The 26,511-nt window shown below is 67.9% G+C and carries 27 protein-coding genes; 6 read left to right on the plus strand and 21 right to left on the minus strand.

Going from position 1 to position 26,511, the window contains the following annotated elements:
• Window positions 1-147: 147 nt before the first annotated feature.
• Window positions 148-1,932, plus strand: coding sequence for a lipid A export permease/ATP-binding protein MsbA (gene msbA, locus ACSFBM_RS07355; protein WP_435438271.1), 1,785 nt, complete (start codon window positions 148-150; stop codon window positions 1,930-1,932).
• 47 nt (window positions 1,933-1,979) lie between these two features.
• Here the strand turns inward: msbA and rng are convergent, their stop codons facing one another.
• From rng to ACSFBM_RS07400, 9 genes are all read right to left on the minus strand, one after another.
• A complete protein-coding gene (gene rng, locus ACSFBM_RS07360; RefSeq protein WP_435483789.1) occupies window positions 1,980-3,506 on the minus strand; it encodes a ribonuclease G in 1,527 nt (508 codons plus the stop codon).
• Between the two features lie 7 nt (window positions 3,507-3,513).
• Complete coding sequence (locus ACSFBM_RS07365) at window positions 3,514-4,116, minus strand: Maf family protein (RefSeq protein ID WP_435483790.1); 603 nt, start codon at window positions 4,114-4,116, stop codon at window positions 3,514-3,516.
• A gap of 3 nt (window positions 4,117-4,119) precedes the next feature.
• Window positions 4,120-4,824: a phytanoyl-CoA dioxygenase family protein gene (locus ACSFBM_RS07370; protein ID WP_435483791.1), complete on the minus strand. Its 705-nt coding sequence runs from the start codon at window positions 4,822-4,824 to the stop codon at window positions 4,120-4,122.
• The gene (rlmH, locus tag ACSFBM_RS07375; RefSeq protein ID WP_435438267.1) at window positions 4,821-5,288 is read right to left on the minus strand and encodes a 23S rRNA (pseudouridine(1915)-N(3))-methyltransferase RlmH; all 468 of its coding nucleotides are present in this window, start codon (window positions 5,286-5,288) and stop codon (window positions 4,821-4,823) included. The genes ACSFBM_RS07370 and rlmH overlap by 4 nt, the downstream gene beginning before the upstream one ends.
• A complete protein-coding gene (rsfS, locus tag ACSFBM_RS07380) occupies window positions 5,285-6,004 on the minus strand; it encodes a ribosome silencing factor (protein ID WP_435483792.1) in 720 nt (239 codons plus the stop codon). Before rsfS ends, rlmH begins: the two co-directional genes overlap by 4 nt.
• Complete coding sequence (gene nadD / locus ACSFBM_RS07385; RefSeq protein ID WP_435483793.1) at window positions 6,004-6,633, minus strand: nicotinate (nicotinamide) nucleotide adenylyltransferase; 630 nt, start codon at window positions 6,631-6,633, stop codon at window positions 6,004-6,006. Before nadD ends, rsfS begins: the two co-directional genes overlap by 1 nt.
• Window positions 6,630-7,547 (minus strand): oxygen-dependent coproporphyrinogen oxidase, encoded by a 918-nt coding sequence (gene hemF, locus ACSFBM_RS07390; protein WP_435483794.1) that lies wholly within the window; start codon window positions 7,545-7,547, stop codon window positions 6,630-6,632. The genes nadD and hemF overlap by 4 nt, the downstream gene beginning before the upstream one ends.
• Window positions 7,547-8,845 carry a phosphoribosylamine--glycine ligase gene (gene purD / locus ACSFBM_RS07395; RefSeq protein WP_435483795.1) on the minus strand — a complete coding sequence of 433 codons (1,299 nt, stop codon included), beginning with the start codon at window positions 8,843-8,845 and terminating at the stop codon, window positions 7,547-7,549. Before purD ends, hemF begins: the two co-directional genes overlap by 1 nt.
• 63 nt (window positions 8,846-8,908) lie before the next feature.
• Window positions 8,909-9,634: a YebC/PmpR family DNA-binding transcriptional regulator gene (locus ACSFBM_RS07400; RefSeq protein ID WP_435483796.1), complete on the minus strand. Its 726-nt coding sequence runs from the start codon at window positions 9,632-9,634 to the stop codon at window positions 8,909-8,911.
• A gap of 116 nt (window positions 9,635-9,750) precedes the next feature.
• Here ACSFBM_RS07400 and ACSFBM_RS07405 point away from each other — a divergent pair, with 116 nt between their 5' ends.
• The 4 genes from ACSFBM_RS07405 to ACSFBM_RS07420 are packed head-to-tail and all read left to right on the plus strand — an operon-like array spanning window position 9,751 to window position 13,156.
• Window positions 9,751-10,539, plus strand: coding sequence for a class I SAM-dependent methyltransferase (locus ACSFBM_RS07405; RefSeq protein ID WP_435483797.1), 789 nt, complete (start codon window positions 9,751-9,753; stop codon window positions 10,537-10,539).
• A gap of 2 nt (window positions 10,540-10,541) precedes the next feature.
• Complete coding sequence (locus tag ACSFBM_RS07410) at window positions 10,542-11,573, plus strand: chorismate transformation FkbO/Hyg5 family protein (RefSeq protein ID WP_435484775.1); 1,032 nt, start codon at window positions 10,542-10,544, stop codon at window positions 11,571-11,573.
• 42 nt (window positions 11,574-11,615) lie between these two features.
• Window positions 11,616-12,413, plus strand: coding sequence for a lysophospholipid acyltransferase family protein (locus tag ACSFBM_RS07415; RefSeq protein WP_435483798.1), 798 nt, complete (start codon window positions 11,616-11,618; stop codon window positions 12,411-12,413).
• On the plus strand, window positions 12,380-13,156 hold the full coding sequence (locus ACSFBM_RS07420) for a glycosyltransferase family 2 protein (RefSeq protein ID WP_435438258.1): 777 nt from the start codon (window positions 12,380-12,382) through the stop codon (window positions 13,154-13,156). Before ACSFBM_RS07415 ends, ACSFBM_RS07420 begins: the two co-directional genes overlap by 34 nt.
• A 28-nt stretch (window positions 13,157-13,184) precedes the next feature.
• Here the strand turns inward: ACSFBM_RS07420 and ACSFBM_RS07425 are convergent, their stop codons facing one another.
• The 11 genes from ACSFBM_RS07425 to ACSFBM_RS07475 all read right to left on the minus strand — a co-directional run bounded on the left by ACSFBM_RS07425 (window position 13,185) and on the right by ACSFBM_RS07475 (window position 24,581).
• Window positions 13,185-14,570 (minus strand): efflux transporter outer membrane subunit, encoded by a 1,386-nt coding sequence (locus tag ACSFBM_RS07425; protein WP_435483799.1) that lies wholly within the window; start codon window positions 14,568-14,570, stop codon window positions 13,185-13,187.
• A complete protein-coding gene (gene macB, locus ACSFBM_RS07430; RefSeq protein WP_435483800.1) occupies window positions 14,563-16,554 on the minus strand; it encodes a macrolide ABC transporter ATP-binding protein/permease MacB in 1,992 nt (663 codons plus the stop codon). Before macB ends, ACSFBM_RS07425 begins: the two co-directional genes overlap by 8 nt.
• Complete coding sequence (gene macA, locus ACSFBM_RS07435) at window positions 16,551-17,702, minus strand: macrolide transporter subunit MacA (RefSeq protein WP_435483801.1); 1,152 nt, start codon at window positions 17,700-17,702, stop codon at window positions 16,551-16,553. The genes macB and macA overlap by 4 nt, the downstream gene beginning before the upstream one ends.
• 132 nt (window positions 17,703-17,834) lie before the next feature.
• Window positions 17,835-18,338, minus strand: a complete 504-nt coding sequence (locus ACSFBM_RS07440; protein WP_435483802.1) for a disulfide bond formation protein B — start codon at window positions 18,336-18,338, stop codon at window positions 17,835-17,837.
• Window positions 18,335-19,432, minus strand: a complete 1,098-nt coding sequence (locus tag ACSFBM_RS07445) for a sulfate/molybdate ABC transporter ATP-binding protein (protein ID WP_435483803.1) — start codon at window positions 19,430-19,432, stop codon at window positions 18,335-18,337. Before ACSFBM_RS07445 ends, ACSFBM_RS07440 begins: the two co-directional genes overlap by 4 nt.
• A 90-nt stretch (window positions 19,433-19,522) precedes the next feature.
• Window positions 19,523-20,416 (minus strand): sulfate ABC transporter permease subunit CysW, encoded by an 894-nt coding sequence (gene cysW, locus ACSFBM_RS07450; protein WP_435483804.1) that lies wholly within the window; start codon window positions 20,414-20,416, stop codon window positions 19,523-19,525.
• A gap of 1 nt (window position 20,417) precedes the next feature.
• Window positions 20,418-21,305, minus strand: a complete 888-nt coding sequence (cysT, locus tag ACSFBM_RS07455) for a sulfate ABC transporter permease subunit CysT (protein WP_435483805.1) — start codon at window positions 21,303-21,305, stop codon at window positions 20,418-20,420.
• Window positions 21,306-22,322: a sulfate ABC transporter substrate-binding protein gene (locus ACSFBM_RS07460; protein WP_435483806.1), complete on the minus strand. Its 1,017-nt coding sequence runs from the start codon at window positions 22,320-22,322 to the stop codon at window positions 21,306-21,308.
• Window positions 22,319-22,894, minus strand: coding sequence for an RBBP9/YdeN family alpha/beta hydrolase (locus ACSFBM_RS07465; RefSeq protein WP_435483807.1), 576 nt, complete (start codon window positions 22,892-22,894; stop codon window positions 22,319-22,321). The genes ACSFBM_RS07460 and ACSFBM_RS07465 overlap by 4 nt, the downstream gene beginning before the upstream one ends.
• Before the next feature lie 22 nt (window positions 22,895-22,916).
• Entirely contained in the window at window positions 22,917-23,558 is a 642-nt protein-coding gene (locus tag ACSFBM_RS07470; protein ID WP_116907531.1) for a peroxiredoxin, read from the minus strand.
• Between the two features lie 117 nt (window positions 23,559-23,675).
• Window positions 23,676-24,581 (minus strand): LysR family transcriptional regulator, encoded by a 906-nt coding sequence (locus ACSFBM_RS07475; RefSeq protein ID WP_435483808.1) that lies wholly within the window; start codon window positions 24,579-24,581, stop codon window positions 23,676-23,678.
• Window positions 24,582-24,686: 105 nt separating this feature from the next.
• Here ACSFBM_RS07475 and ACSFBM_RS07480 point away from each other — a divergent pair, with 105 nt between their 5' ends.
• Window positions 24,687-25,520 carry an SDR family oxidoreductase gene (locus ACSFBM_RS07480; protein WP_435483809.1) on the plus strand — a complete coding sequence of 278 codons (834 nt, stop codon included), beginning with the start codon at window positions 24,687-24,689 and terminating at the stop codon, window positions 25,518-25,520.
• A 17-nt stretch (window positions 25,521-25,537) separates the two neighbouring features.
• Here the strand turns inward: ACSFBM_RS07480 and ACSFBM_RS07485 are convergent, their stop codons facing one another.
• Window positions 25,538-26,452, minus strand: a complete 915-nt coding sequence (locus ACSFBM_RS07485) for a LysR family transcriptional regulator (protein ID WP_435483810.1) — start codon at window positions 26,450-26,452, stop codon at window positions 25,538-25,540.
• Between the last annotated feature and the right edge of the window lie 59 nt (window positions 26,453-26,511).

Raw genomic sequence — 26,511 nt, forward strand, 5'->3', positions numbered from 1 at the left:
GTTTCCTACCGGCGTGACGGGCCACATGTTACACACTGGCCCGCAGTCGCCGTCACAAAACGTGTATCCGGCGACGCGGTCCTACACGGCCGATTCAATGCACCTGCGCCAGCCCGCCGGAAAGGGCCCCCCGTAGAATCCGCCGCCATGCAACCTTCCCCCGGCAGCGAGAACGCGCGCCCCCCCCTGATGCGCCGTCTGGCGCGACTCATGACCTGGTTCGGCGGCTCGCGCCAATGGTGGGCCACCGGCCTGATCGGCGCCCTCATGGCCGCCATCACCGAACCCCTGATGGCCGCCCTGCTCAAGCCGTTGCTTGACCGCGGCTTCAACCGCGGGCAGCTCGCGCTGTGGATCGTGCCGGCCGCCGTCCTGCTGCTGTTCGCGGTGCGCGGCATCGCCCAGTTCATCTCCCAATATGCCCTGTCGCGCATTGCCAATGAAGGCATGCAGCGGTTGCGGCGCGTGCTGTTCGAGCGGCTGATGGGCGCCGAGCTGGCGCTGTTCACGCGCCAGTCGGCCAGTGCGCTGTCGAACACGGTGGTCTACGAGGTGCAGACCGGCGCCATGCTGCTGGTGCAGGCGCTGCTCGGCCTCACGCGCGACGGCTTCACGCTGATCGCCCTGCTCGCCTACCTCGTCTACCTGAACTGGAAGCTCACGCTGATCGTGGCCTTCCTGGTGCCCAGCATCTCCTGGATCATGAAGGTGTTCTCCAAGCGCCTGTACCGCCTCACGCAGCAGGGCCAGCAAGCCACCGACGAACTCGCCTACGTGGTCGAGGAAAACGTGCTGGCGCACCGTGTGGTGCGCCTGCACGGTGCCGAGGCGGCGCAGGGCGAGCGCTTCGAGCAGCTGAGCCAGAGGCTGAACCGCCTGGCCGTGAAGTCGACCATCGCACAGGCCGCCACCACCCCGCTCACGCAGATGATGGCGTCGCTGGCGCTGTCGGTCGTGGTGATGATCGCGCTCTGGCAGAGCGGCGAACAGGGCCTGACGGTGGGCGGCTTCGTCGCCTACATCACGGCCATGCTGATGCTGATCGCGCCCATCCGCCGCCTGGCCGACATGGCCGCCCCCATCACGCGCGGCCTGGCCGCCCTGGAGCGCGGGCTGGTGCTGATCGACGAAGTGGCGCCCGAGTCGCAAGGCAGCTTCTCGCTGGCGCATGCCGACGGCCGCATCGAACTGCGCAATGTGCAGGTCAGCTACCGCGGCGCCGACGAACAGCGCGCGCTCGACGGCGTGAGCCTCGTCATCGAACCCGGCCAGGTCGTGGCTTTCGTCGGCCCCTCGGGCTCGGGCAAGACCACGCTGGTCAACCTGCTGCCGCGCTTCGTGCAGCCCAGCGGCGGCCAGGTGCTGCTCGACGGGCACGACACCAGCGAATGGTCGCTCAAGAGCCTTCGCGCGCAGTTCGCCATGGTGAGCCAGGACGTGGTGATGCTCAACGAAACGCTCGCTGCCAACGTGGCGCTGGGCTCGCAGATCGACCGCGAGCGCGTGCTGGAATGCATAGCAGCCGCCAACCTGAGTTCGCACGTGCAAGGCCTGCCGCAAGGCATAGACACCGTGCTGGGCCACAACGCCACGCAGCTCTCGGGCGGACAGCGCCAGCGCCTGGCCATTGCGCGCGCGCTCTACAAGAACGCCCCCGTGCTGCTGCTCGACGAGGCCACGTCGGCGCTCGACACCGAATCGGAGCGGCTGGTGCAGGACGCCCTGCAGCGCCTGATGCAGAACCGCACCACGCTGATCGTCGCCCACCGCCTGTCGACCATCCAGCACGCCGACCGCATCATCGTGATGGAGCAAGGCCGCATCGCGGAGCAAGGCAGCCACGAACAGCTGATGGCGCTGGACGGGCTCTACGCGCGTCTGCAGACGCTGGCGGTGCGCAGCGCCAAGCCAGGGCAGGACCCGACGCTCTGAGGCGCGCTGCGCGCCTCAGAGCCCCTTGATCGCGCCTTGACCGGCGCTCAAAGCAGCACGATGTCGTACTGCCCCTGCCCGATCGCAGGCTCCGACTGCAGCGAAATCGGCTTGCCGATGAAGTCGCTCAGCCCCGCCAGGTGCTGGCTTTCCTCGTCCAGGAACAGCTCGATCACCTGCGGCGACGACACGATGCGGAACTCGCGCGGCGTGAACTGCCGCGCTTCGCGCAGGATCTCGCGCATGACGTCGTAGGCCACGCTGCGCGCGGTCTTCACGATGCCCTGGCCGCCGCAGGCCACACAGGGCTCGCACAGCATGTGCGCCAGCGATTCGCGCGTGCGCTTGCGTGTCATCTCGACCAGCCCGAGCTGCGAGAAGCCGCCCGCGGTGGTCTTCACGCGGTCGCGCGCCAGTTGCTTGCGGAACTCTGCCAGCACCTGTTCGCGGTGGTCGTCGCGGGCCATGTCGATGAAGTCGACGATGATGATGCCGCCCAGGTTGCGCAGCCGCAGCTGCCGCGCAATGGCCTGCGCTGCTTCGAGGTTGGTCTTGAAGATGGTGTCGTCGAAATTGCGCGCACCCACGAAGCCGCCGGTGTTCACGTCGACCGTGGTCAGCGCTTCTGTCTGGTCGACCACGAGGTAACCGCCCGACTTGAGCTCCACCCGCCGGCCCAGCGCCTTGGCAATTTCCTCGTCGACCGAATACAGGTCGAAGATCGGGCGCTCGCCCTTGTAATGCTGCAGCTTGCCGGCCGCCTTGGGCATGAATTCGAGCCCGAACTTCAGCAGCACCTCGAACTGTTCGCGCGAGTCGATGCGGATGGTCTGCGTGTCTTCGCTGGTCATGTCGCGCAGCACGCGCTGCAGCAGGCTCAGGTCCTGGTGCAGCAGCGACATCGCGGGCATCCGCATCGAGGCGTCGCGGATGCGCGACCAGGTCTTGCGCAGGTAGTCGATGTCTTCGGCCAGCTCGGCGTCGCTGGACTCCTCGCCGTTGGTGCGCAGGATGAAGCCGCCGGTGTTCACCGGCACCACGCCGCCGCTGTCGGCCGCGGCAGCCGCCTCGATCAGCGCGAGCATGCGCTTGCGCAGCGACTCGCGCTGGTCCGGCGGAATCTTCTGCGACACGCCGATGTGGTTGTCCTGCGGAAGGAACACGAGCAGCCGCCCGGCGATGCTGATCTGCGTGGACAGCCGCGCGCCCTTGGTGCCGATGGGGTCCTTGATGACCTGCACCAGCAGCGACTGGCCTTCGAACACCTGCTTCTCGATCGGCACCATCGGGCCGCCGTTGCGGTGGTCGCGCTCCGGTGCGGGCGCGCTGGGGCGCGAGCCCGGCGTGAACGGCGCCACGATGTCGGCCACGTGCAGGAAGGCGGTGCGCTCCAGCCCGATGTCGATGAAGGCCGACTGCATGCCCGGCAGCACGCGCGACACCTTGCCCAGGTAGACGTTGCCGACCAGTCCGCGCTCCAGCGTGCGCTCGACGTGCAGCTCTTGCACCGCGCCGTGCTCGACCAGCGCCACACGGGTCTCCTGCGGGGACCAGTTGATCAGGATGTCTTGCATGGAATTCTTAAGTATTGAAACCGGCGCTTCGAAGCAGCTCTGCGGTCTCGAACATGGGGAGGCCCATGATGCCCGAATAGGACCCGCTGATGTGCTCGATGAACGCGGCCGCCGCGCCCTGGATGGCATAGGCGCCGGCCTTGCCCAACGGCTCGCCGCTTTGCGCGTAGCGCGCGATCTGCGCATCGGTGATCTTCGCGAAGCGCACGCGCGAGACGCTGAGCGCCGCAACGCGCTGCGGGCCATGCTGGAGCGTCACCGCGGTCAGCACGCGATGCGTGGCGCCTGAAAGCAGCCGCAGCATGCGCGCCGCGTCCTTCTCGTCCTCGGGCTTGCCGAGGATGGTGCGGCCCAGCGCCACCGTGGTGTCGGCGCAGAGCACCGGCGCCTCGGCCAGGCCCCGGCGGTGCAGGCGCGCCACGGCCGCGTCGAGCTTGAGCGCAGTCACTCGCTGCACATAGGTGGCGGGCGCCTCGTTGGGCAGCACCACTTCGAGCGACTCGGCGTCTTCGCTGGCATCGGCCAGCAGCAGCTCGTGGCGAATGCCGAGTTGTCCGAGCAATTGGGCGCGGCGCGGGCTCTGCGAGGCGAGGTAGATGAAGTCCGACAAGGTTCAGTTCTCCTGATGCGCCGGCTGGGTGCCGGCGACGGTGCGGTTCCAGACCAGGCCATGTGGCAGGCGATCAGGTCCGAAAAGAAAGTGAAGCACGCGGCGCCGCGCCGGCGAGCTGGCGCGGGACGAGGCATGCAGCAGCAGCGGCCGCATCAGCAAGGCGTCGCCGCGCGCGGCGGTGCAGATGGCTTCGCCGTGCTCGGCACGCAGGGCCTGCGCTTGCGCATCGTCCAGCCGTCCGGCGCGATGGCTGCCGGGCACCACGCGCAAGGGGCCTGCATCGGCACCGCAATCGTCGAGGTGCACGCGCACGGCGAGCAGCGATTGCAGCACCTCGACGAGCGGCTGCACATAGGGCTCGCCTTCCTTGAGGACGCTCGCCATGCCGGCGGCCGATGCGGGAATCGAGGTGTCCTGGTGCAACGCGACCAGCCAGTTCCTGCCGGGCGTCTTGTCGAACAGCGTGCACTGCACCGCGACCGAGGAAGCATCGAGCAGGCCCTTGGCGACCAGCATTGCCTTCACCTGAACCGCCATGTCGCGGCACTGCGGCTGGGTAAGCAGATTGCGGCTGCCTGCCGCCTCGCCCAGCCATTGGTCGAGGGACCGCGCAGTGCCGTTCAGCAGATCGGGGGGCAACAGCGAGGGCACAAGCGCATGCCCCTTCTCTTCGAGCAACGCAGCCTGCCCGTTGGCGCCCGTCATTCGCGGTGGTAGGGATGACCTGCGTTGACCGACCATGCCCGGTACAGCTGCTCGACCAGCAGCACCCGCGCCATGGCGTGCGGCAGCGTCAGGTCCGACAGGCGGATGCGTTCGTGGGCCGCGGCCTTGAATGCGGGGTCGAGTCCATCGGGCCCGCCAATGACCAGGGCGACGTCATCGCCCTCGCCTTGCCAGGTCTGCAGCCGCGTCGCCAGCGCCTTGGTGGTCAGCGCCGTGCCGCGTTCGTCGAGCGCGACGATGCGCATGCCGCGGGCAATGGCGCCTTCGATGCGCTCGCGCTCGGCGGCGTACAAGGTTTCCAGTGTCTTGGAGCCGCGCGGCTCGGTCTTGACGGCGCGCAGCTCGAGCTTGAGCTCGGGCGGGAAGCGCTTGGCGTAGTCGTCCCAGGCGGTCTGCGCCCAATCGGGCATGCGCTGCCCGACGGCGACCACCAGCAGCTTCATGCGCGGCGGGCGGGTGCCTTCTTGGCAGGCGCCTTCTTGGCGGCTGCGGTCTTCGCAGCCGGCTTTGCAGCGGTTTTCTTGGCGGCAGGCTTGCCCACCACCTTGACCGGCACGCGCGCGGTGGTGCCGGTCTTGCGGGCAGGTGCCTTCTTTGCCGCAGTCTTTGCGGCGGTCTTGTATGCGGGCTTGCGGGCCGGCGCCTTCGCGGCCTTGGCTTCCTGCTCGGCTGCGCGGATCGCGGTCTTGGCAGCGCTGGCGCGGCGAAGACTCGGTTCCTTCACGGCCGGCTTCTTCTTGCCGGTGGGCTCTTCCGGCACCGAGGCGCTGGCCGATGCGGCGGGCTTTGCACTGCCGAGCTTGGCGCGCACCGGCTTGTCGCCCCAGATCTCTTCCAGATGGTAGTACTGGCGGATCGCGGGCTGCATGATGTGCGCCACGGCGGCGCCGCAGTCCACGATGATCCACTCGCCGTTTTCCTCGCCCTCGATGCGCGGCTTGCCGAAACCGGCTTCGCGCACCGCGTCACGCACGCTGGCGGCCAGCGCCTTGGTCTGGCGGTTGGAGGTGCCCGACGCCACGATCACGCGTTCGAACAGCGGCGACAGATGTTCTGTGTCGAATACCTGGATGTCCTGCGCCTTGACGTCTTCGAGACCATCGATGATGGCTCGCTGGAGTTTCTGGGTGTCTTTCTTGGCGGCGGCTTCAGTGGTCATCAGGCAGAGCGGTAGAGGTGGTGTTGGTCAATATAGCGTGCAACGGTGGGCGGAACCAGCGAGGAAATGTCCACGCCCAGTGCCGCGCGCCGCCGGATTTCGGTGGCGCTGGTGTCCATGAGTGGCAATTCGAGCGCCTCGAAACGTGCGCCAGCCGGGAGGCCAGGAAGCATTTTCGGATCAAAACGAGCAGTGTCGCCCGTCGATAGTGCGCGATACGCTACAGAAACGATAGCAGTGCGGAGTATATCCTGCCAGCCGTGCCAGGTCGGCAACGCGGTGGCCTGGTCGGCGCCCATGATCAGAACCAGCTGTGCGCCGGGCTGTTCCTGCTGGAGTTCGTGCAGGGTGTCGAGCGTGTAGGTGGGGCCGTCGCGCAACACTTCGCGGCTGTCGACGACCACGGTGCCCTTCAGTGCCGAGAACGCCAGCCGCGCCATCGCGAGGCGGTCTTGCTTCGGCGTGAGCGGCCGGCTCTTGTGCCAGGCCTGCCCCGTGGGAATCACGTGCAGTTCGGCCAGGTCGAGCTGGGCCAATGCGGCTTCAGCCAACGCCACATGGGCGTTGTGCGGAGGGTCGAACGCGCCACCGAAAACGCCGATGCGCGGGGCCTTGCCGGAAGGGCTCACAACCAGTCGCGCCGCACGATGAAGTCGCTGTACAGCGCGGCTTCCGCGCTGCCCGGTTCGGGCCGCTGCTGGTAGGCCCAGCTGGCCAACGGCGGCATCGACAGAAGAATCGATTCGGTGCGCCCACCCGACTGAAGACCGAAGTGCGTGCCGCGGTCCCACACCAGGTTGAACTCGACGTACCGACCGCGACGGTAGAGCTGGAAGTTGCGCTCCCGTTCGGTGTATGCCATGTGGCGCCGGCGCTCGACGACGGGCATGTAGGCCGGCAGGAAACCGTCGCCCACCGAGCGGATCATCGCGAAGCCGTTCTCGAAACCGCCTTCGGAGAAATCGTCGAAGAAGATGCCGCCTACACCGCGCTGCTCGTCGCGGTGCTTCAGAAAGAAATACTCGTCACACCATGTCTTGAAGCGCGGGTACTTGTCGCTACCGAAGGGCGCGAGCGCATCGCGGCAAGTGGCGTGGAAATGCACCGCGTCTTCTTCGAAACCGTAGCAGGGCGTGAGATCCATGCCGCCGCCGAACCAGCAGACCGGCTCGCCGCCTTCGGGCAAGGCCGCCAGCATGCGCACGTTCATGTGAACGATCGGCACGTAGGGGTTGCGCGGGTGGAACACCAGCGACACACCCATCGCCTCGAAGGGCGCACCCGACAGCTCGGGCCGGTTCTGCGTGGCGGACGGCGGCAGCCTGGGCCCGCGCACCTGCGAGAACCCGCAGCCCGCGCGCTCGAACAGTTCGCCGCCTTCGAGGATGCAGGTCAGGCCTTGGCCCTGCAGCGGCTCGCCCGGCGCCTTGTGCCAGGCATCGCGAACGCAGGTGCCGCCGTCGGCCTGCTCGACGGCCGCAATGATCGACTGCTGCAGTCCGCGCAGGTAGTCGCCGACAGCCGACGGATCGGTGTGCTGCATCAGGCGCCGGGGGCCGTGCGCGCCTGCAAGGCGCGGAAGCCGATGTCCTTGCGGTACTGCGCACCGTCGAAGTTGACACGCGCCGCAACCTCGTAGACCCGCTGCTGCGCCTGCTTCACGCTGTCGGCCAGCACGGTCACGCAGAGCACGCGGCCGCCGCTGGTCTTGAGTTCGCCGTTGTCCAGCGTGGTGCCGGCATGGAACACCACGGCGTCGGGCGCCTCGGGCGGAATGCCGGTGATGCGGTCGCCCTTGCGCGGCGACAGCGGGTAGCCGTGCGCGGCCATCACCACGCCCAGCGCCACGCGCCGGTCCCACTGCAGTTCGACCTGGTCGAGCGTGCCGTCGGTGGCGTGCCAGAACACTTCGAACAGGTCGGACTTCAGGCGCATCATGATCGGCTGCGTCTCGGGGTCGCCCATGCGGCAGTTGAATTCGAGCGTCTTCGGGTGGCCGGCGGGGTCGATCATCAGGCCGGCGTACAGGAAGCCCGTGTACGGAATGCCGTCCTTTTCCATGCCGCGGATGGTCGGCAGGATGATCTCGCGCATCGCGCGGGCATGCACCTCGGCCGTGACCACGGGCGCGGGCGAATAAGCGCCCATGCCGCCGGTGTTGGGGCCTTCGTCGCCATCGAGCAGGCGCTTGTGGTCCTGGCTGGTGGCGAGTGCGGTGACGTTCTTGCCGTCGCACAGCACGATGAAGCTGGCTTCCTCGCCCTGCAGGAACTCTTCGATGACGACGCGCGCGCCGCCTTCGTTGTGCGACACGCCGAACTTGTTGTCGACCAGCATGAAGTCGACGGCCTCGTGCGCCTCTTGTGCCGTCATGGCCACCACCACGCCCTTGCCTGCGGCCAGGCCGTCGGCCTTGACCACGATGGGCGCGCCCTTGGCGTCGATGTAGGCGTGCGCGGCAGCGGCGTCGGTGAACGCCTCGTACTCGGCGGTCGGGATCTTGTGGCGCTTCATGAACGCCTTGGAGAACGCCTTGGAGCTTTCGAGCTGCGCGGCCGCCTGGGTCGGGCCGAAGATGCGCAGGCCGTGCGCACGGAACTCGTCCACCACGCCCGCTGCCAGCGGCGCCTCGGGGCCGACCACGGTCAGCGAAATCTTTTCCTTGATGGCCCACTCGCGCAGCGCGGCGGGCTCGGTGATGTCGATGCAGTCGTAGCGTTCGTCGCTCGCGGTGCCGCCGTTGCCGGGCGCCACGTACACGCGGCTCACCCGGGCAGCCTGCGCCAGACGCCACGCCAGAGCGTGTTCACGGCCCCCTCCCCCAATTACCAGTACCTTCATTCGCGGGCCTTCATTTCTCGCTGTGATTCAACAAACATTCATTCGCGCATTGCTCGTCGCGCATTACTCGGACAGCGAGGCGTTGTGAAAAACGTCCTGCACGTCGTCCAGGTCCTCGAGCACGTCGAGCAACTTCTGCATTCTTGCGGCGTCCTCGCCGGTCACGTCCACGGTGTTTTCCGCGCGCATGGTGACTTCGGCCGCGTCGGGCTTCAGGCCGGCGGCCTCCAGCGCGTTCTTGACGGCTTCGAAGTCGGCCACGGCGGTGATCACCTCGATGGCGCCGTCTTCGTCGGTGACGACGTCCTCGGCGCCCGCTTCGAGCGCCACTTCCATGACTTTGTCTTCATCGGTGCCGGGGGCGAAGATGATCTGGCCGCAGTGCTTGAACTGGAAGGCCACCGAGCCTTCGGTGCCCATGTTGCCGCCATGCTTGGAGAAGGCGTGGCGCACTTCGGCCACGGTGCGCACGCGGTTGTCGGTCATGGTGTCGACGATGATCGCCGCGCCGCCGATGCCATACCCTTCGTAACGAATTTCTTCGTAATTGACGCCTTCGAGATTGCCCGTGGCCTTGTCGATGTTGCGCTTGACGGTGTCGATCGGCAGGTTGACGGCCTTGGCCTTTTCCACCGCCAGCCGCAGCCGGGGGTTGGCGCTCAGGTCAGCGCCACCGGCACGGGCGGCCACCGTGATCTCGCGGATGGCACGGGTCCAGAGCTTGCCGCGCTTCTCGTCCTGGCGGCCCTTCCGGTGCTGAATATTTGCCCATTTGCTGTGTCCGGCCATGGCTTTCTATCTCGCTGTCTTGTGTTTTCAAAGCAAGCTGCGAGTTTACTGTCCGGCGCACCCAGCGCCCGGCGGCCCGCGGATTTCGGGCCGGGGCTTTTGGTGATAATCGTTCGATGACGCCATCGCCTTCCGTTGAGCAGGGAAATCCCGCCCCCCTGCCGCCCCACGCTCCCTTGCCGCTGTACTACAAGACCGAGGCGGAGCATCAGGCGTTCCTGTTGCGCATCTTCGACAGCACCGCCGCGGACTACGACCGCATCGAGAGCGTGCTGGCCTTCGGCACCGGCCCTTCGTACCGCCGCGCGGCGCTGCGCCAGGCCGGCCTTGCCGCGGGCGCCGAGGTGCTCGACGTGGGCATCGGCACCGGGCTCGTCGCCCGCGAGGCGCTCAAGCTCATCGGCTCCACCGGCCACCTCGTGGGCGTGGACCCCAGCCCCGGGATGATGGGCCAGGTCAAGCTGCCCGGCGTCGAGCTGGTGCGCGGCGTGGCCGAGGCCCTGCCCCGGCCGGACGCCAGCTGCGACTTCGTGAGCATGGGCTACGCCATGCGCCACATCAGCGACGTGGCCGCGGCCTTCAGCGAGTTCCACCGCGTGCTGCGTCCAGGCGGACGCGTGGCGGTGCTCGAGATCACCAAGCCCGAAGGCCGCGTCGCAACGGCGCTGCTCAAGGGCTACATGCGTGCCGTGGTGCCGCTGATCGCCCGCGTGGTGGGCCGCCAGCGCAACACCTCCGAACTGTGGCGCTATTACTGGGACACGATCGAGGCCTGCATTCCGCCCGAACGGGTGATGCAGGCGCTGGCCGCCGCGGGCTTTCGCGACGTGCAGCGACATGCCAGCCTCGGCGTCTTCTCCGCCTATACCGCCGTCAAACCAGAACACACCGGCGAGGCCAGTTGACAGTGCGATCTCAGGACGAGACCTCTTCCCATCTGCGCGTCGAGCGCCTTTCATTGCCGGACAGCCTGGCGCTGGCAACCCGCGGCAAGGCGCCCTTCGCGGCGCTCGGCTACGGAACGCCGCACGGCGTGGCATGGATGCCGACCGTCAACGCGCGCGTGCTGTCGCCGCACGGTGCCATGGCCGACGTGTGGCACGTGAGCGGCCCGCACATCGAGTCGGGCACCACCGGCATCGCACGCTGGCGCACCGACGGCCACTGGCTGCTCGGCGCCATCGACCTCGACGAGGCCACCGAAAAGCAGGGCCTGGCCGAGCTCGCGCACCGCGCCTACCGCGACCTGTTCAAGACGCTCGACCAGGCCGGCGCGCCGCACCTGCAGCGCATCTGGAACTACCTGCCCCAGATCAACGCCGACGGCGGCGGGCTGGAACGCTACCGCCAGTTCAACCAGGGCCGCCAGGAAGCATTCCTCGAAGCCGGCCGTGCCGCCTTCGAAGGCGCACCCGCCGCCTGCGCGCTGGGCATCCACCAGGGCGCCCTGTCGATCCGCTTCCTGGCCGGCCAGCAGGCGCCGCTGCCGGTCGAGAACCCCCGGCAGGTCTCGGCCTACCGCTACCCGGAAACCTACGGCCCGCGCTCGCCCACGTTCTCGCGTGCGGCGCTGTCGGACATCGGCGACGGCCATATCGCGCTCTTCATCTCGGGCACAGCGAGCATCGTCGGCCACGAAACCGTGCACCACGGCGACGTGCTGGAGCAGACGCGCGAAACGCTGCGCAACCTGCAGGCGGTGGTAGCCGCAGCCAACGCGCGCGGCACGGCGAAGTTCTCGCTCGCCGAACTCGACTGCGTGGTCTACGTGCGCCATCCGTCGGACACCGAGGCGGTGCGCAGCATTCTCGAAGGCACGCTCGGCGCGGACGCGCCGATGGCGCGCCACGCGGTGTACCTCGAAGCGGACATCTGCCGCAGCGACCTGCTGGTCGAGATCGAGGCCCACACGGTTGCGGCCGGCCAGCTGCGGGCATGACCGGTCTTTGTCCGACCGCTCGCCGTCCGATTGCCTGATTCAATGATTCGCGTGTTGCGATTCCTCCTCTCCATTCCGCTCGCGTTGATGCTCTACGCGCTGCTGCTGTTCCTTGGCCTGATCTCGCTGGCCTGGAACGTGGTGGCCATGCTGATCTACCCGGTGATGCCCGCTGCGCCGGCGCGCGTGCTCGGCCGCACGACGATCGCCTTCGCCTACCGGATGTTCTGGTGGCTGGCCTCGGTGACCGGCATGATGCGCATCGACGCGGCGTGCCTGGACCCGATGCGCAAGGAGCCCGGCGTGATCTTCGTGGCCAACCACCCGACCATGCTCGACGCGCTGCTGCTGGTGGCGCGCCTGCCCCGCAGCGCCTGCATCATGAAGGCCGACCTGATGGGCAACATCTTCCTGGGCGCGGGCGCCCGGCTGGCACGCTACATCAGCAACAAGTCGGCCCGCACGATGGTGCGCCTGGCGGTGAACGACCTGCGCAACGGCGGGCAGTTGGTGATCTTCCCCGAGGCCACGCGCACCGTGACGCCGCCGCTGAACCCCTTTCGTGCCGGCACCACGCTGATCGCCAAGCTGGCGCAGGCGCCCATTCAAACGGTGTTCATCGACACCGACTCGCCTTACCTGGGCAAGGGCTGGCCGCTGTGGCGCGTGCCGCCGCTGCCGATCGTTTTCACGCTGCGGCTGGGCAAGCGATTTGCGCCAACGCAGGACAGCGACGTGCTGCAGGCCGAGCTGGAACACTACTTTCGCCAAAACCTGGAACAGCGCGCCACCGACGCGTCCCCCGAATGCCAGACGCCTCGCGCACCCACCTTGTCCTGATTCCCAGCTACAACACGGGCGAACGCCTGTTCTCGACCGTTGCCGCGGCGCGCGCGCAATGGAGCCCCGTGTGGGTGGTGATCGATGGCAGCGACGACGGCACGGGCGAGCGGCTGCAGCAGATGGCCGCCAGCGACCCGGGCTTGCGCGTGTGGCTGTTGCCGCAGAACCAGGGCAAGGGCTCGGCGGTGCTGCACGGGCTGCGCGCCGCGCAGGACGCGGGCTTCACGCATGCGCTGACGATGGACTCCGACGGGCAGCACCCGGCCGACCTGATCCCCGCGTTCATGAAGGCCTCGCTGGCCCGCCCCGAGACGATGGTGCTGGGCCGCCCGGTGTTCGACGCCAGCGCGCCGCTGCTGCGCGTGCGCGGGCGGCGTGTGTCGAACGGATGGACGCAGCTGGAAACCCTGTTCGCCGGCGTCGGCGATTCGCTCTACGGCTTTCGCGTGTATCCGGTGCCGGACCTGATCGCCGTCATGGCGCGCCAGCCCTGGATGCGGCGCTTCGACTTCGACACCGAAGCGGTCGTGCGGCTGGCCTGGCGCGGTGTGAAGCCGGTGAACATCGATGCGCCGGTGAAGTACCTGACGGCGGAGGAAGGCGGCGTGTCGCACTTCCGCTATGGGCGGGACAACGTGCTGCTGACCTGGATGCATGCGCGGCTGATGGTCGAATTCGTCCTGCGGCTGCCTGGGTTGGTGGTTCGCAAGCTCGCCAAAAAGGCGCCGTTCCAGGATTGACGTTCACCGGGCCGCCGAGGCCGCCGGCCTACAACGCCACGGCCGCCCCACCCAACGCCTTGTAAAGCGTCATCGTCGCATTGAGCTGGTTCAACCGGTTCAACGCCAGCGACACCTGCGCCGTACGCCGCCGATCCTTCGCATCGAGCACCGGCTGCAACGCCGTCGCCCCCGCGCGGTAGCGCACCTCGGACAACCGCTCCGCACGCTGCGCCTCCTGCAGCGCCAGCACGAGCTTCTCGCTCTCGTCGCGCAACTGCGTGCGCGACGACAACGCGTTCTCCACCTCCGACAGCGCCGTGTACAGCGACTGCCTGAAGCCCACCACCGCCTCTTCGTACTGCGTTTGCGACACGCCCACGCTCAGCCGTGCGGTGTTCCATTGCAGGAAGGGCAACGCCAGCCCGGCGCCCAGCGTGGCCACGGGATTCTTCAGCAGGTCCCCCAGCGCGGCGCTCGACGTGCCCAGCGACCCTGTCAGGCTCAGCGCGGGGTAGAAGCCGGTGCGCGTTGCATCGACGTTCGCCAGCGCCGCACGCAGCCGCTGTTCGGCCGCACGAAGGTCCGGCCGCCGGCCCAGCAGGTTCGCCGGCACACCGGCGTCGATGACGGGCAGTGCAATGTCCGGCAGCTGCGGCGGCTCGACGGCCAACGGCTGCGGCGGCTGGTCGAACAGAATGGCCAGCGCGTTGCGCGCCTCCACGCGCTGCTGCAACAACTGGGTGTGCGCGGCCTCCTGCGTTGCCAGGTTCTGCCCGGCCTGCGCCACGTCCAGCCCCGACACCGCGCCTGCCGCGTATTTCACGCGCACCAGCGCCAGGATGCGCCGGCCGTCTTCGATGCCCGATTCGCTCAACGCGATGCGCTGGTTGAGGTAGCCGGTCTGCCAGTAGAGCCCCGCCGTGGTGCCTACCAGCGCCAGCGCCGTGGCCTGCCGGTCGGACTCGGTGGCCTTCAGCGTCCAGTCGGCGGCGCTGCGCTGCGCGGCAAGCCGGCCCCACAGGTCGAGCTCGTAGCTCAAGGTGGCCTGGACGCTCGATGCGGGCACGCTCGCACCGCCGCGCTTCAGGTCATAGGCGCGGCTCGTGGCGGCCTGCGCCACCACACCGGGCGTGAGGTTCGTGTTCGCAAGACCCGCCTGCAACTGCGCGCGCTGCACGCGAATGCCTGCGGCGGCCAGGTCGTTGCTGGTGCGCAGCGCGCTGTCGATCAGGCCGTCGAGCTGCGGGTCGTTGAACGCCGTCCACCAGTTGGCCGACAACATGGCGGCGGCACTGCCCGCGCCGTTTGACTGCAGCCAGGCCTGCGGAACTTCCAGCGGCGGCTGCGCGCGCTGCTCGGGCTGGAAAAGCGTGCACCCGCCGAGCACCAGCACGGCGGCGGCCACCGCGGACAGGAGGCGCGCGCTACTCACGCGCCAGCGCCTCGATCGGGTCCAGCCGCGCGGCATTTCGCGCCGGCAGGTAGCCGAACAACACGCCGATCAGCGACGCGCACAGAAAGGCCGACACCACCGCACCCAGCGAAAAGATCATTTGCCATTGCTTGACGAAAAGCGAAAACACAAAACTGATGCCGTACGACAGCGTCACGCCGATCAACCCGCCCACCAGGCACACCAGCACGGCCTCGGTCAGGAACTGCTGCAGCACGTCGCTCTGGCGCGCACCCACGGCCATGCGAATGCCGATCTCGCGGGTGCGCTCGGTCACCGACACCAGCATGATGTTCATCACGCCGATGCCGCCCACCACCAGCGAGATCACGGCAATCAGCGACAGCAGCAGCGTGAGCGACTGGCTCGTGCGCTCGGCGGTCTTCACGATGCTGTCCATGTTGAAGGTGAAGAAGTCCTTGGCGCCGTGGCGCAGCGTCAGCAGCTTGACGATGCTGTCTTCCGCCGCCTTGGTCGGCTGGTCGTCGCGGATGCGCACGGTGATGTTGTCGAAGTGCTGCTGGCCGAACAGCCGGCTCGCGCCGGTGCTGTAGGGCAGCCAGATGTTGAGCGACTTGTTCTCGCCGAACACCGTCTTCTTCTCCTGCGACACGCCGATCACCGTGCACGGCAGGTTGCCCACCAGGATGATTTTTCCGACCGCATCGCCGCCGTCGGGAAAGAGCTTGCGCCGCGTGTTCTGGTCGATCACCACCACCTGCGACTGGTGGCGCACGTCGCCGGCCGTGAAGGCCGCGCCGTCGGCCATCTGCATGTCGCGCACGCGGAAAAAGCTGTCGCTCACGCCGTTCACCGTGCCGTTGATGTCCACGCTGCGGTAGCGCAGCCGCAGGCTGCGCGAGGTCGCGGGCGTCACGCTGTGCACATAGGGCTGCGCCGCAATCGCATCGAGGTCGGCGGGTGTCAGCGTGCGGATGCTCTGCGCCTTGTCGTCGCCGAAGTCGCGGCCCGGGTACACGTCCAGCGTGTTGGTGCCGATGGCCCGGATGTCCGAGAGCACGAAGCGCTTGGCGCCCTCCCCGATCGCCACGATCGACACCACCGAGGTGATGCCGATGACGATGCCCAGCATGGTGAGCGCCGTGCGCATGCGGTGCGCCATCATCGAGCGCCAGGCCATGCGGAAGGCCTCGGCGAAGCGGGCCCAGCCGGTGCTGAAGCGCGCGATGCCCAGCCTGGGCCGGGTCATCGCTTCGCGCACGGAGGCGTCGGCCTGCACGTCTTGCGCGGGCGCCGCCACCGTTGGCACATTGGGCCGGTCGCCCACGATCACGCCGTCCGAGATCTCGATGATGCGTTCGGTGCAGCTCGCCACCTGCATGTCGTGGGTCACGATGATGATCGTGTGGCCCTGCGCATGCAGCTCGCGCAGGATGCCGATGACTTCCTGCCCGCTCTTGCGGTCGAGCGCACCGGTGGGCTCGTCGGCCAGGATCACCTCGCCGCCGTTCATCAGTGCGCGCGCAATGCTCACGCGCTGCTGCTGGCCGCCCGAGAGCTGGCTGGGCCGGTGCTCGGTGCGGTCTGCCAGGCCCAGCCGGGCGAGCAGCTGGCGCGCCCGCGTGTCGCGCGCCTGGGTGTCGGTGCCGGCGTACACGGCCGGCACCTCGACGTTGCCGGCGGCCGTCAGGTGCTGCATCAGGTGGTAGCGCTGGAAGATGAAGCCGAAGTGCTCGCGCCGCAGCTCGGCCAGCGCGTCGCTGTCGAGCGTGCCCACGTCCTGGCCCGACACGGTGTAGGTGCCCGTGCTCGGCCGGTCGAGGCAGCCGAGGATGTTCATCAGCGTCGACTTGCCCGAGCCTGAGGCGCCGACGATGGCCAGCATCTCGCCGTGGCCGATGTCGAGGTCGACGTCCTTCAGCACCTGCACTTCCTGCTCGCCCGAGGGAAAGCTGCGGCCGATGCCGCGCAGCGTGAGCAGCGGCGCCTTCGCCTGCGTCATGGGCGCTTGCCCCGGCCGCCGTCGCCGCCGTCCAACAGCGCAGAGGGGTCGCCCGTGATGACGTTGTCGCCCTCCTTCAGCCCTTCGAGCACCTGCGCCTGGAAGTTGTTGCTGATGCCCACGCGCACCTGGCGCTTTTCCACGCTCTGGTCGGCCTTGAGCACGCGCACTTCCTGGCGGCCGTCCTTGTCGCGTGCGCCCAGCGCCGTGAGCGGCACGGTCAGCGCCTGTTTCGCCTCGCCCAGCAGGATGGCGACCTGCGCCGTCATGTCCACGCGCAGGGTGCGATCGGGGTTGGGCACGTCGAACAGCGCGTTGAAGAACACCGCGTTGTTGATCTTCTCGGGCGAGGGCTGCACCGCGCGCAGCGTGCCGTGGTAGCGCTTGTCGGGGTCGCCCAGGATGGTGAAGTACACCGGCTGCCCCGGCTTCACGCGCACCACGTCGGCCTCGGACACCTGCGCCTTCACGGTCATGGTCGACAGGTCGGCCAGCTTCATCAGCGTGGGCACCTGGAAGGCGGCCACCACGGTCTGGCCTTCGAGCGTGCTGATGGACACCACGTCGCCGTCGATGGGCGCGACGATGCGCGTGTACGACAGGTTGGTCTGCGCCGAGGCCACGGCCAGCTTCTGCTGTCGGATCTGCGCCTCGAGCGACACGGCATCGGCCCGCAGCGCGCGCAGTTCGGCGTCGGCGCTTTCCATGTCCTGCCTGGCGGCCGCATCCTGCGCGAGCATGTCCTGCTGCCGGGTCCAGGTGAGCTGCGCCTGCCGCACGCGCACTTCCTTCGCGAGCTTCTGCGCCTGCAGGTTCTCCAGCTTGGCCTGCTCCTGCGCGAGGGTGTTCTGCGAGATGACCGGGTCGATCTCGGCGAGCCAGTCGCCCTTCTTCACCGTCTGCCCCAGCACCACTTTCAGCGACTTGAGCTGGCCGCTGACCTGCGCGCCCACCTCCACCTGCTTGAGCGCCTGCAGCACGCCGGTGGCGAGCACGGCGTTTTCAAGGTCGGTGCGCGCCACGGTGGCGGTGAGGTATTCGGTCTTCTTGGGCGGGCTGAGCCAGAAAAGGGACAGCAGGCCCAGGACCACCACGGCGAGGATGCCGTAGACGAGCTTGCGCGAGCGCCGCTTGGGGGTGTTTTGCATGCAATGAGGATGAAGTGAGACGCCGCTGGCGCGCACGGCGTGCGGCAGCGGCTTCATCCTAGCGGCGGTTCCTGAAGGCCCACTAAAGCCGGGGCCGGCATCTGGGCATTACTGCCCCGATGCGGCGATTTTTCAGCGCGCGCGGCGCGGGCGCACCAGCAGCGTGAGCAGCAACAGCGACAGCACCACGAACGCCACGAACGACCAGTTCGCCAGCGTCAGGCCGAACAGCGTCCAGTCGACCTTGGAGCAGTCGCCGCCGCCGCGGAAGATCATCGGCAGCGCGCGCTTCAGCGGAAAGGTCTCGATCATTCCGTACAGGTCGCGCCCGCAGGACACGACCTCGGGCGGGTACCACTGCAGCCAGCTCTGCGAGGCGGCCGTGTAGGCACCGCCGATGGCCGACACCAGTGCCAGCACCCCGCCTGTCACCTGCAGCGCACGGGTGCGGAAGATGGCGGCCAGCCCGGTGAACAGCGCCACCAGCACCAGCGCATACCGCTGCACGATGCACATGGGGCAAGGCTCGAGCCCGACCACGTGCTGCAGGTAGAGCCCGAAGGCCAGCATGAGAACGCAGGCCAGGCAGATGAGCCCGAGCGCGCGGCGCGGCGCGCCGAAGTACCAATCGATCAAGGAGACACCCAATCTTCTTCTACGAACACCCTGGCCTTGCGTGGATTGGCGACGACGGTGTCGCCTTCCTTCAAGCCCAGTTCACGGAACTGTTGCGCAGGGAGTTGCGCCTCGATGATGGTTCCGGAGCCCGGATTATCTGGATTCGTTTCGGTGGGCTCAAGTTCCAGCCGCGCGGTGGGTCCGACGACGATGGCGCGCGACAGCGTGGCGACGATGCCGGAGGCGCCGGCCACGTAGCGTGTCACGTCGATGTCATGCGGGCGCACATAGGCCCGCGCCTTGGCATCGCGCGCGCCGCTGTGCTCGGGCGAATCCAGGCGCATGCCGTCGAGCTGCACCGCGCCGTTGTCGGCCCGGCCGTGGAACAGGTTCACGTCGCCCAGGAAGCCGTACACGAACGGGCTGGCGGGCTGGTCCCACACTTCCTGCGGGGAGCCGACCTGTTCGATCTGCCCCTTGTTGATGACCACCACGCGGTCGGCCACCTCGAGCGCCTCTTCCTGGTCGTGGGTGACGAAGATCGAGGTGACGTGCAGCTCGTCGTGCAGCCGGCGCAGCCAGCGGCGCAGCTCCTTGCGCACCTTGGCGTCGAGCGCGCCGAAGGGCTCGTCCAGCAGCAGCACCTTGGGCTCCACGGCCAGGGCGCGGGCCAGCGCGATGCGCTGGCGCTGCCCGCCGGACAGCTGCGACGGGTAGCGGTCGGCCAGCCAGTCGAGCTGCACCAGCTTGAGCAGGTCGGTCACCTTGGCCTTGATCTGCGCGTCGCTCGGGCGGTCCTTGCGCGGCTTCACACGCAGGCCGAAGGCGACGTTCTCGAACACGGTCATGTGGCGAAACAGCGCGTAGTGCTGGAACACGAAGCCCACCTGCCGCTCGCGCACGTGCACGTCGGTGGTGTCTTCGCCCGAGAAAAGAATGCTGCCCGCGTCGGCCGTTTCCAGCCCCGCGATGATGCGCAGCAGCGTGGTCTTGCCGCAGCCGGAGGGGCCGAGCAGCGCGACCAGTTCGCCCGATTCCACGTCGAGGTTCACGTTGCGCAGCGCGCGGAAGTCGCCGAACTGCTTGCTGATGTTGCGGATTTCGATGCTCATGGGGATCTCTGCCTGTGTCTTCGTCTGATTACTCCCTCTCCCCTGGGGGAGAGGGCCGGGGTGAGGGTTCTCCTTTCACCCCCGAACTTTTCAAGCCGCCGTGGGCCGCTCCGGCGGCATCTCGGCGATCGCCTTCATCTCGCGCTCGTGCCGCCACTCGATCACCGACTTGATCACCAGCGTGACCAGCGCCAGGATGGCCAGCAGCGAGGCCACGGCGAACGCGGCCACCGACTGGTATTCGTTGTAGAGCACTTCCACATGCAGCGGCATGGTGTTGGTCTGGCCGCGGATGTGGCCCGACACCACCGACACCGCGCCGAATTCGCCCATGGCGCGCGCGTTGCAAAGAATCACGCCGTACAGCAGGCCCCACTTGATGTTGGGCAGCGTCACGCGCCAGAAGGTCTGCCAGCCTGTCGCACCCAGCACGATGGCGGCCTGCTCCTCATCGGTGCCCTGGGCCTGCATCAGCGGAATGAGTTCGCGCGCAATGAAGGGAAAGGTCACGAACACGGTGGCCAGCACGATGCCGGGCACGGCGAAGATGATCTTGATGTCGTGCTCGGCGAGCCAGGGGCCGATCCAGCCCTGCGCGCCGAACACCAGCACATAGATCAGCCCCGCCACCACCGGCGACACCGCGAACGGCAGGTCGATCAGCGTGGTGAGCAGCGCCTTGCCGCGGAACTCGAACTTGGCCACGGCCCAGGCCGCCGCCACGCCGAACACGAGGTTCAGCGGCACCGTGATGGCCGCCGTGATCAGCGTGAGGCGGATGGCGCTCCAGGCGTCGGGCTCCTTCAGCGCCTCGAGGTAGGCGCCCACGCCCTTTCGCAAGGCCTCGGTCGCCACGGCGGCCAGCGGCAGCACGAGAAACAGGAACATGAACGCGAGCGCCAGGCCGATGAGCAGCCAGCGCACCCACGGCGCCTCGGTGGTGCCGGCCTTTGCGCGACGAACGACTTTGGAAGGTGCACTCATCTCAGCCTCCTGCCCGGCGACGCTGCCATGCCTGCAGGCCGTTGATGACCAGCAGCAGCACGAAGGAAATGACCAGCATCACCAGCGCGACGGCGGTGGCACCCGCATAGTCGTACTGCTCCAGCTTGCCGATGATGATGAGCGGCGTGATCTCCGAAATCATGGGCATGTTGCCGGCAATGAAGATCACCGAGCCGTACTCGCCGATGGCGCGTGCGAAGGCCATGGCAAAGCCCGTGAACAGCGCCGGCGCAATGGCCGGGAAGATCACCTTGGTGAAAGTCTGCAACCGCGTGGCGCCCAGCGACGTTGCGGCCTCTTCGAGCTCTTTCTCGGTGTCCTCGAGCACCGGCTGCACCGTGCGCACCACGAACGGCAGCCCGATGAAGATCAGTGCAATCACGATGCCTGCGGGCGTGAACGCCAGCTTGATGCCGTGCGGCTCCAGCAGTTGCCCGATCCAGCCGTTGCCCGCGAGCAGCGCGGTCAGCGAGATGCCGGCCACGGCCGTCGGCAGTGCGAACGGCAGGTCGACCAGCGCGTCGACGATGCGCTTGCCCGGGAACTTGTAGCGCACCAGCACCCAGGCCACCAGCAGGCCGAACACGGTGTTGACGATCGCCGCGATCAGCGACGCGCCGAAGGTCAGCCGGTACGAGGCCATCACGCGGGGCGCGGTCACGGCCACCCAGAACTGGTCCCAGGTCAGCGTGAAGGTTCTGAAGACCAGCGCCGACAGCGGGATCAGCACGATCAGGCTGAGATAGAGAATCGAGAAGCCGAGCGTGATGTGGAAACCGGGCAGAACGCGCTTGGCGCCCCCTGCCCGGTTGGCACGCGAAAAAGGCGCTCCCGCGGACGGGAGCGCCGATGGGACAGCGCCGCTCATTTACTTCGCGCCGGGCGTGTAGAGCTTGTCGAACTGGCCGCCGTCGTTGAAGTGCACCTTCTGCGCTTCACCCAGGCTGCCGAACAGCTCCTGCACCGTGAACAGCTGCAGCGGCTTGAACGTGGCGGCGTACTTCTTGAGCACGGCCTGCGAGCGCGGACGCAGCGCATGCTTGGCCGCGATTTCCTGCGCTTCTTCGGAGTACAGCCAGTCGAGGTAGGCCTTGGCCAGCTCGCCGGTGCCCTTCTTGTTGACGGTGCGCTCGACCACGGCCACGGGGTTCTCGGCCACGATGCTGATCGACGGGTACACCGAGTCGACCTTGCCGGTGCCGAATTCGCGGTCGATCGACACCACTTCCGACTCGAAGGTGATCAGCGCATCGCCGATGTTGCGTTGCAGGAAGGCGGTGGTCGCGTCGCGGCCGCCGCGTGCCAGCACCGGCACGTTCTTGAACAGCTTGCCGACGAACTCCGCCGCCTGCGCGTCGGTGCCGCCCTTCTTCTTGATGTAGCCCCAGGCCGCGAGGTAGGCGTAGCGCCCGTTGCCGCCGGTCTTGGGGTTGACGATCACGACCTGCACGCCGGGCTTGATCAGATCGTCCCAGTCCTTGATGCCCTTGGGGTTGCCGTTGCGCACCAGGAACAGCATGGTCGACGTGGTCGGCGATGCGTTGTCGGGGAATTTCTTGTTCCAGTCCTTGGCGACCACGCCGGTGCCGGCCAGGAAGTCGATGTCGGTCGAGGTGTTCATGGTCACCACGTCGGCGTCGAGGCCGTCGGCCACCGCACGCGCCTGGGCGCTGGAGCCGCCGTGCGACTGGTCGATCTTAACGTCCTTGCCGGTGGCCTTCTTGTAGTGCGCCACGAAGGCTGCGTTGTAGTCCTTGTAGAACTCGCGGGCCACGTCGTACGAGGCGTTGAGCAGCCCCGTGCCCTGGGCAAAGGCGCTGCTGCCTGCAAGTGCGGAGGACGCCAGCGCGAGCACGGCGACGAAGGTCTTGATTCTGGAAGTCATGTGATTGCCAAGGTTTCTGAAAATTCACGGCCCGCCGACCAGGCGGCGGGCTCGTCGGTCAAGGATTGGAGCAGAGCCAGACCGAGCGGCCAGTCCCCGTGCCCCGAATCGACGTTGATATGGCCCGCATTCTGCATGCGCACGAACTCGCTGCCCCAGGCGCGCGAATAGGCACCCGCCAGGCGAATGGGGCAAAACGGGTCGTTGCTGCTGGCCACCACGATGCTGCGGTACGGCAGCGTGGCATAAGGCACGGGCGCAAAGTCGGACAGCACCGCACGGCGTTCGGGGTCGGCCGGGGCCACCAGCAACGCGCCCTGGATGCGGGCCGCCGCGGCCGCCGGCAGGTGCGCGGTGGCGATGCAGCCCAGGCTGTGCGCGGCGATCACCACCGGGCCGGGCGTCTCCAGCACCAGCTTGGCCAGCGCCGCCACCCAGGCGTCACGCTTCGGCGAGGCCCAGTCGTCCTGCACCACCCGCACGGCGCCCGGAATGCGCGCTTCCCACAGGCTCTGCCAGTGGCCGGGCCCGGAGTCGCGCCAACCGGGCACTATGACGACTCGCGTCTGCATCTGCGATTGCCGCCTGCGTCGCTTACTTGTTCGGCTGCGGCGTGATGCGCAGGTAAGGCTTCACGGCCTTGAAGCCCTTGGGGAAGCGCTCGGCGAGTTCGGCCGGGTCCTGGATGCTCGGCACGATGACCACGTCGTCGCCGTCCTTCCAGTTCACGGGCGTGGCCACCTTGTGGCTGTCGGTGAGCTGCAGCGAGTCGATCACGCGAATGATCTCGTCGAAGTTGCGCCCGGTCGACGCGGGGTAGGTGATGGTGGTGCGGATGACCTTCTTCGGGTCGATGATGAACACGCTGCGCACCGTGGCCGTGGCCGAGGCGTTCGGGTGGATCAGGTCGTACAGGTCGGCCACCTTGCGGTCTGCGTCCGCAATGATGGGGAAGTTGACCGTGGTGTTCTGCGTCTCGTTGATGTCCGAGATCCATTCCTTGTGCTTGGTGGCCGGGTCCACGCTCAGCGCAATGGGCTTCACGCCGCGCTTGGCGAATTCGCCCGACAGCGCCGCGGTCTTGCCGAGCTCGGTGGTGCACACGGGCGTGAAATCGGCCGGGTGCGAGAAGAACACCACCCACGAATCGCCGGCCCACTGGTAGAAGTCGAGGGGGCCTTCGCTGGAATCCTGGGTGAAATTGGGGGCGGTGTCGCCGAGTCGCAGAGTTGCCATGGTCGCTCCTGGAAGGATGTGAGCTTCGGATTGTGCGAACCATCGCTTCAATGCCAAACGAATATCTGCTTGTTTGGATATGACGTTTTCCGCATAAGGACGCCCGTCGGGGCCCCATCAGCCCGGCAGCGCGGCCAGCTTTCGGGCCATGTCGATGAACACCCGCAGCTTCAATTGCGACTGCGAGCGCTCCGGAAAGTACAGGTACAGCCCCGAATCGACCGGAATGTAGGGCTGCAAAAAGGCCTCCAGCCGCCCCTGCGCCACCGCCTGCCGTGCCTCCTGCACTGAGACGAAGGCCAGGCCCAGCCCCTGCACGGCGCAGTCGACCAGCATCTGCCGGTCGTTCACGACCAGTCCGCCTTTCGTTTCCACCAAAAAGTCGCGCTTGCCGCGCCGGAAGCTCCAGCGGTGCAGCGCGCCGGAGCCGGCAAAGCGGTAGTGCAAGGCCTCGTGGCGCACCAGGTCTTGTGGCACCTTCGGCCGCTCGCGGCCTTCGAAATAGCACGGGGCACCCACCACGCACCACGCGATTTCCGGCGTGAGCCGCAGCGCCACCATGTCTTTTTCCACCGCCTCGCCCAGCCGGATGCCGGCGTCGAAGCCCGCGCCGACGAGGTCGACGATCGCCTCGTCGAGCGAAATCTCCAGCGCGACCTCGGGGTAGGCGCGGCGAAACGCCGGCACCAGCGCGCCGAGGATCGGCTCGACCGCGCCGCGCGGCGCGGTGATCCGCAGCGTGCCCATGGGCCGATCGCGAAAGCCGCCAAGCGCCGCGAAGGCATCCGAAATTTCGCTCACCGCGGGCCGCAGGCGCAGGAAGACGGCTTGGCCTGCCTCCGTCAGCGCCACGCGCCGGGTGGTGCGCTGGAACAGCATCACGCCCTGGCGGGCTTCCAGCGCGCGGACCGCCTTGCTCACGGCCGTCGGCGTCACGCCCAGGGCCAGCGCGGCGCCGGTGAAACTGCGGTGTTCGGCCACGGCAAGGAAGACGGCGACACCGTCGAGGGGGTCGATGATCATGCGGCGGATTATCAACCTGGGGTGCAAGACAGATGCACCGCTACGTCATTTATATTCTCAATCATGCGGCCTACGATGGGTTCTACTCATTCGAAAGGACCCTGAATGGCAACGAAAAACTGGCTCATCACCGGCACTTCCAGCGGCATCGGCCGTGAACTCACCGAAACCCTGCTGGCGCGCGGCGACAGCGTGACCGCCACCGTGCGCCAGCCCGACGCGCTGCGCGAACTGCAGGCACGACACGGCGAACGACTGCGCGTGGCCGTGCTCGACGTGACCGACACCGCCGCCGTGCGCAGCGTGGTCGACGCGGCCTTCGCCGCGATGGGCCGCATCGACGTGGTCGTCAGCAACGCAGGCTACGGCCTGTTCGGCGCGGCCGAGGAAGTCAGCGACGCGCAGATTCGCCACCAGATCGACACCAACCTCGTCGGCGCGATCCAGGTCATTCGCGCTGCGCTGCCTCATCTGCGCGCCCAGGGCGGTGGCCGTGTCCTGCAGGTCTCGTCCGAAGGCGGGCAGCTGGCGTATCCGAACTTCAGCCTGTACCACGCGAGCAAGTGGGGCATCGAAGGGTTCGTGGAGTCGGTCGCGCAGGAAGTGGCGCCCTTCGGCATTGCGTTCACGCTGGTGGAGCCCGGCCCCACGAAGACGAACTTCGGCGGTGGGCTGGTCAGCCCCGCGCCGATGGCGGTCTACGACGACACACCGGCCGGCGCCATCCGGCGCGCGCTCGCCAGTGGCGACTTCGCCGTGACGGGCGACGCGGCCAAGATGGCCAGGGCCATGGCCGATTCGGTGGACCAACACCCCGCGCCCCGGCGGCTCGCGCTCGGCAGCAGCACCTATGCGTCGATCGGCAATGCGCTGCGCGAGCGGCTCGCCGTGCTGGAAGCATACAAGGCCACGACCTTCGCCACCGACGTCGACGGGTAGCGGGCTGCGGGCTGCGGCTAGTACATCCGCAGTTCTTCGTTCTGCAGGTGCTCCACCAGGAAGTCGATCAGCCGGCGCACCGCCGGCACCAGCGCGCGCCGCGCCGGAAACACCATGTGCGCGACCACCGGCGTCGGGCCCCAGCCCGGCAGCAGCCGCACCAGCTGGCCGGCTTCGACCTCGGCCCTGCACATGTAGTCGGGCAGCATCGTGGCCCCCACGCCGCCCAGCGTGCCGTACTTCAGCGTGACCAGGTCGTCCGCCACGTAGCGCGGCGTGTGCGCGTGCACGTAGGTCTGCCCCTCGGGCCCTTCGAGCCGCCACTCGGCACGCCCCTCGCCGTTGGCCGACATGGCCGTCGTGGGCAGCTTGGCCAGGTCGGCTGGAGAACCGATCGGGCCGAAACTCGCCAGCAAGTCCGGGTGCGCCACCAGCACACCGCGGCTGGTGCCGAAGGTCTTGGCCACCAGCAAGGCGCTGTCCTCGATGGCGAAGCGCACGCGCAGGGCAATGTCGATGCCCTCCTCGATCAGGTCGACCGGCCGGTTGATCACCCGCATGTCGATGCGCACCGCCGGGTAGAGCGCCATGAACACCGGCATCAGCTGCGCCAGCCCACTGTGCGACATGGTGACCGGGACGCTGAGGCGCACCAGCCCGCTGGGCTCCGTTTGCACCTGCGCCACCGCCTCGGCCGCGGCCTGCGCCGCGTCGCGCATGGCGGCGGCGTGGCGCAGATAGATTTCGCCGGCCGGCGTGAGCGACAGGCGGCGGGTGCTGCGCTGCATCAGTTGCACGCCCAGGCGCTCTTCCAGGTCGGCCACGCGGCGCGACAGGCGCGACTTGGGAATGCCCAGCGCCCGGCTCGCGGCCGCAAAGCCGCCGCGCTCGGCCACTTCGGCGAAGAAAACCATGTCGTTGAGGTCTTGCATGGCGCCATTGTCCCGCAAACAGAACGATGAGTGCGATTTTTGGCTACTTATCGACCACT

Source organism: Variovorax pasteuri (genome assembly GCF_051216435.1).
Classification (GTDB): domain Bacteria; phylum Pseudomonadota; class Gammaproteobacteria; order Burkholderiales; family Burkholderiaceae_C; genus Variovorax.

Coding starts and splice junctions, on each gene's coding strand:
- msbA (WP_435438271.1), top strand. CDS start 148: ATGCAACCTTCCCCCGGCAGCGAGAACGCGCGCCCCCCCCTGATGCGC.
- ACSFBM_RS07400 (WP_435483796.1), bottom strand. CDS start 9,634: ATGGCCGGACACAGCAAATGGGCAAATATTCAGCACCGGAAGGGCCGC.
- purD (WP_435483795.1), bottom strand. CDS start 8,845: ATGAAGGTACTGGTAATTGGGGGAGGGGGCCGTGAACACGCTCTGGCG.
- ACSFBM_RS07465 (WP_435483807.1), bottom strand. CDS start 22,894: ATGCAGACGCGAGTCGTCATAGTGCCCGGTTGGCGCGACTCCGGGCCC.
- rng (WP_435483789.1), bottom strand. CDS start 3,506: ATGCAAGACATCCTGATCAACTGGTCCCCGCAGGAGACCCGTGTGGCG.
- ACSFBM_RS07445 (WP_435483803.1), bottom strand. CDS start 19,432: ATGAGCATCGAAATCCGCAACATCAGCAAGCAGTTCGGCGACTTCCGC.
- ACSFBM_RS07485 (WP_435483810.1), bottom strand. CDS start 26,452: ATGCAAGACCTCAACGACATGGTTTTCTTCGCCGAAGTGGCCGAGCGC.
- macA (WP_435483801.1), bottom strand. CDS start 17,702: ATGCAAAACACCCCCAAGCGGCGCTCGCGCAAGCTCGTCTACGGCATC.
- macB (WP_435483800.1), bottom strand. CDS start 16,554: ATGACGCAGGCGAAGGCGCCGCTGCTCACGCTGCGCGGCATCGGCCGC.
- ACSFBM_RS07420 (WP_435438258.1), top strand. CDS start 12,380: ATGCCAGACGCCTCGCGCACCCACCTTGTCCTGATTCCCAGCTACAAC.
- ACSFBM_RS07405 (WP_435483797.1), top strand. CDS start 9,751: ATGACGCCATCGCCTTCCGTTGAGCAGGGAAATCCCGCCCCCCTGCCG.
- ACSFBM_RS07370 (WP_435483791.1), bottom strand. CDS start 4,824: ATGACGGGCGCCAACGGGCAGGCTGCGTTGCTCGAAGAGAAGGGGCAT.
- hemF (WP_435483794.1), bottom strand. CDS start 7,547: ATGCAGCACACCGATCCGTCGGCTGTCGGCGACTACCTGCGCGGACTG.
- cysT (WP_435483805.1), bottom strand. CDS start 21,305: ATGAGCGGCGCTGTCCCATCGGCGCTCCCGTCCGCGGGAGCGCCTTTT.
- ACSFBM_RS07480 (WP_435483809.1), top strand. CDS start 24,687: ATGGCAACGAAAAACTGGCTCATCACCGGCACTTCCAGCGGCATCGGC.
- ACSFBM_RS07475 (WP_435483808.1), bottom strand. CDS start 24,581: ATGATCATCGACCCCCTCGACGGTGTCGCCGTCTTCCTTGCCGTGGCC.
- rsfS (WP_435483792.1), bottom strand. CDS start 6,004: ATGACCACTGAAGCCGCCGCCAAGAAAGACACCCAGAAACTCCAGCGA.
- rlmH (WP_435438267.1), bottom strand. CDS start 5,288: ATGAAGCTGCTGGTGGTCGCCGTCGGGCAGCGCATGCCCGATTGGGCG.
- ACSFBM_RS07470 (WP_116907531.1), bottom strand. CDS start 23,558: ATGGCAACTCTGCGACTCGGCGACACCGCCCCCAATTTCACCCAGGAT.
- ACSFBM_RS07460 (WP_435483806.1), bottom strand. CDS start 22,322: ATGACTTCCAGAATCAAGACCTTCGTCGCCGTGCTCGCGCTGGCGTCC.
- ACSFBM_RS07415 (WP_435483798.1), top strand. CDS start 11,616: ATGATTCGCGTGTTGCGATTCCTCCTCTCCATTCCGCTCGCGTTGATG.
- cysW (WP_435483804.1), bottom strand. CDS start 20,416: ATGAGTGCACCTTCCAAAGTCGTTCGTCGCGCAAAGGCCGGCACCACC.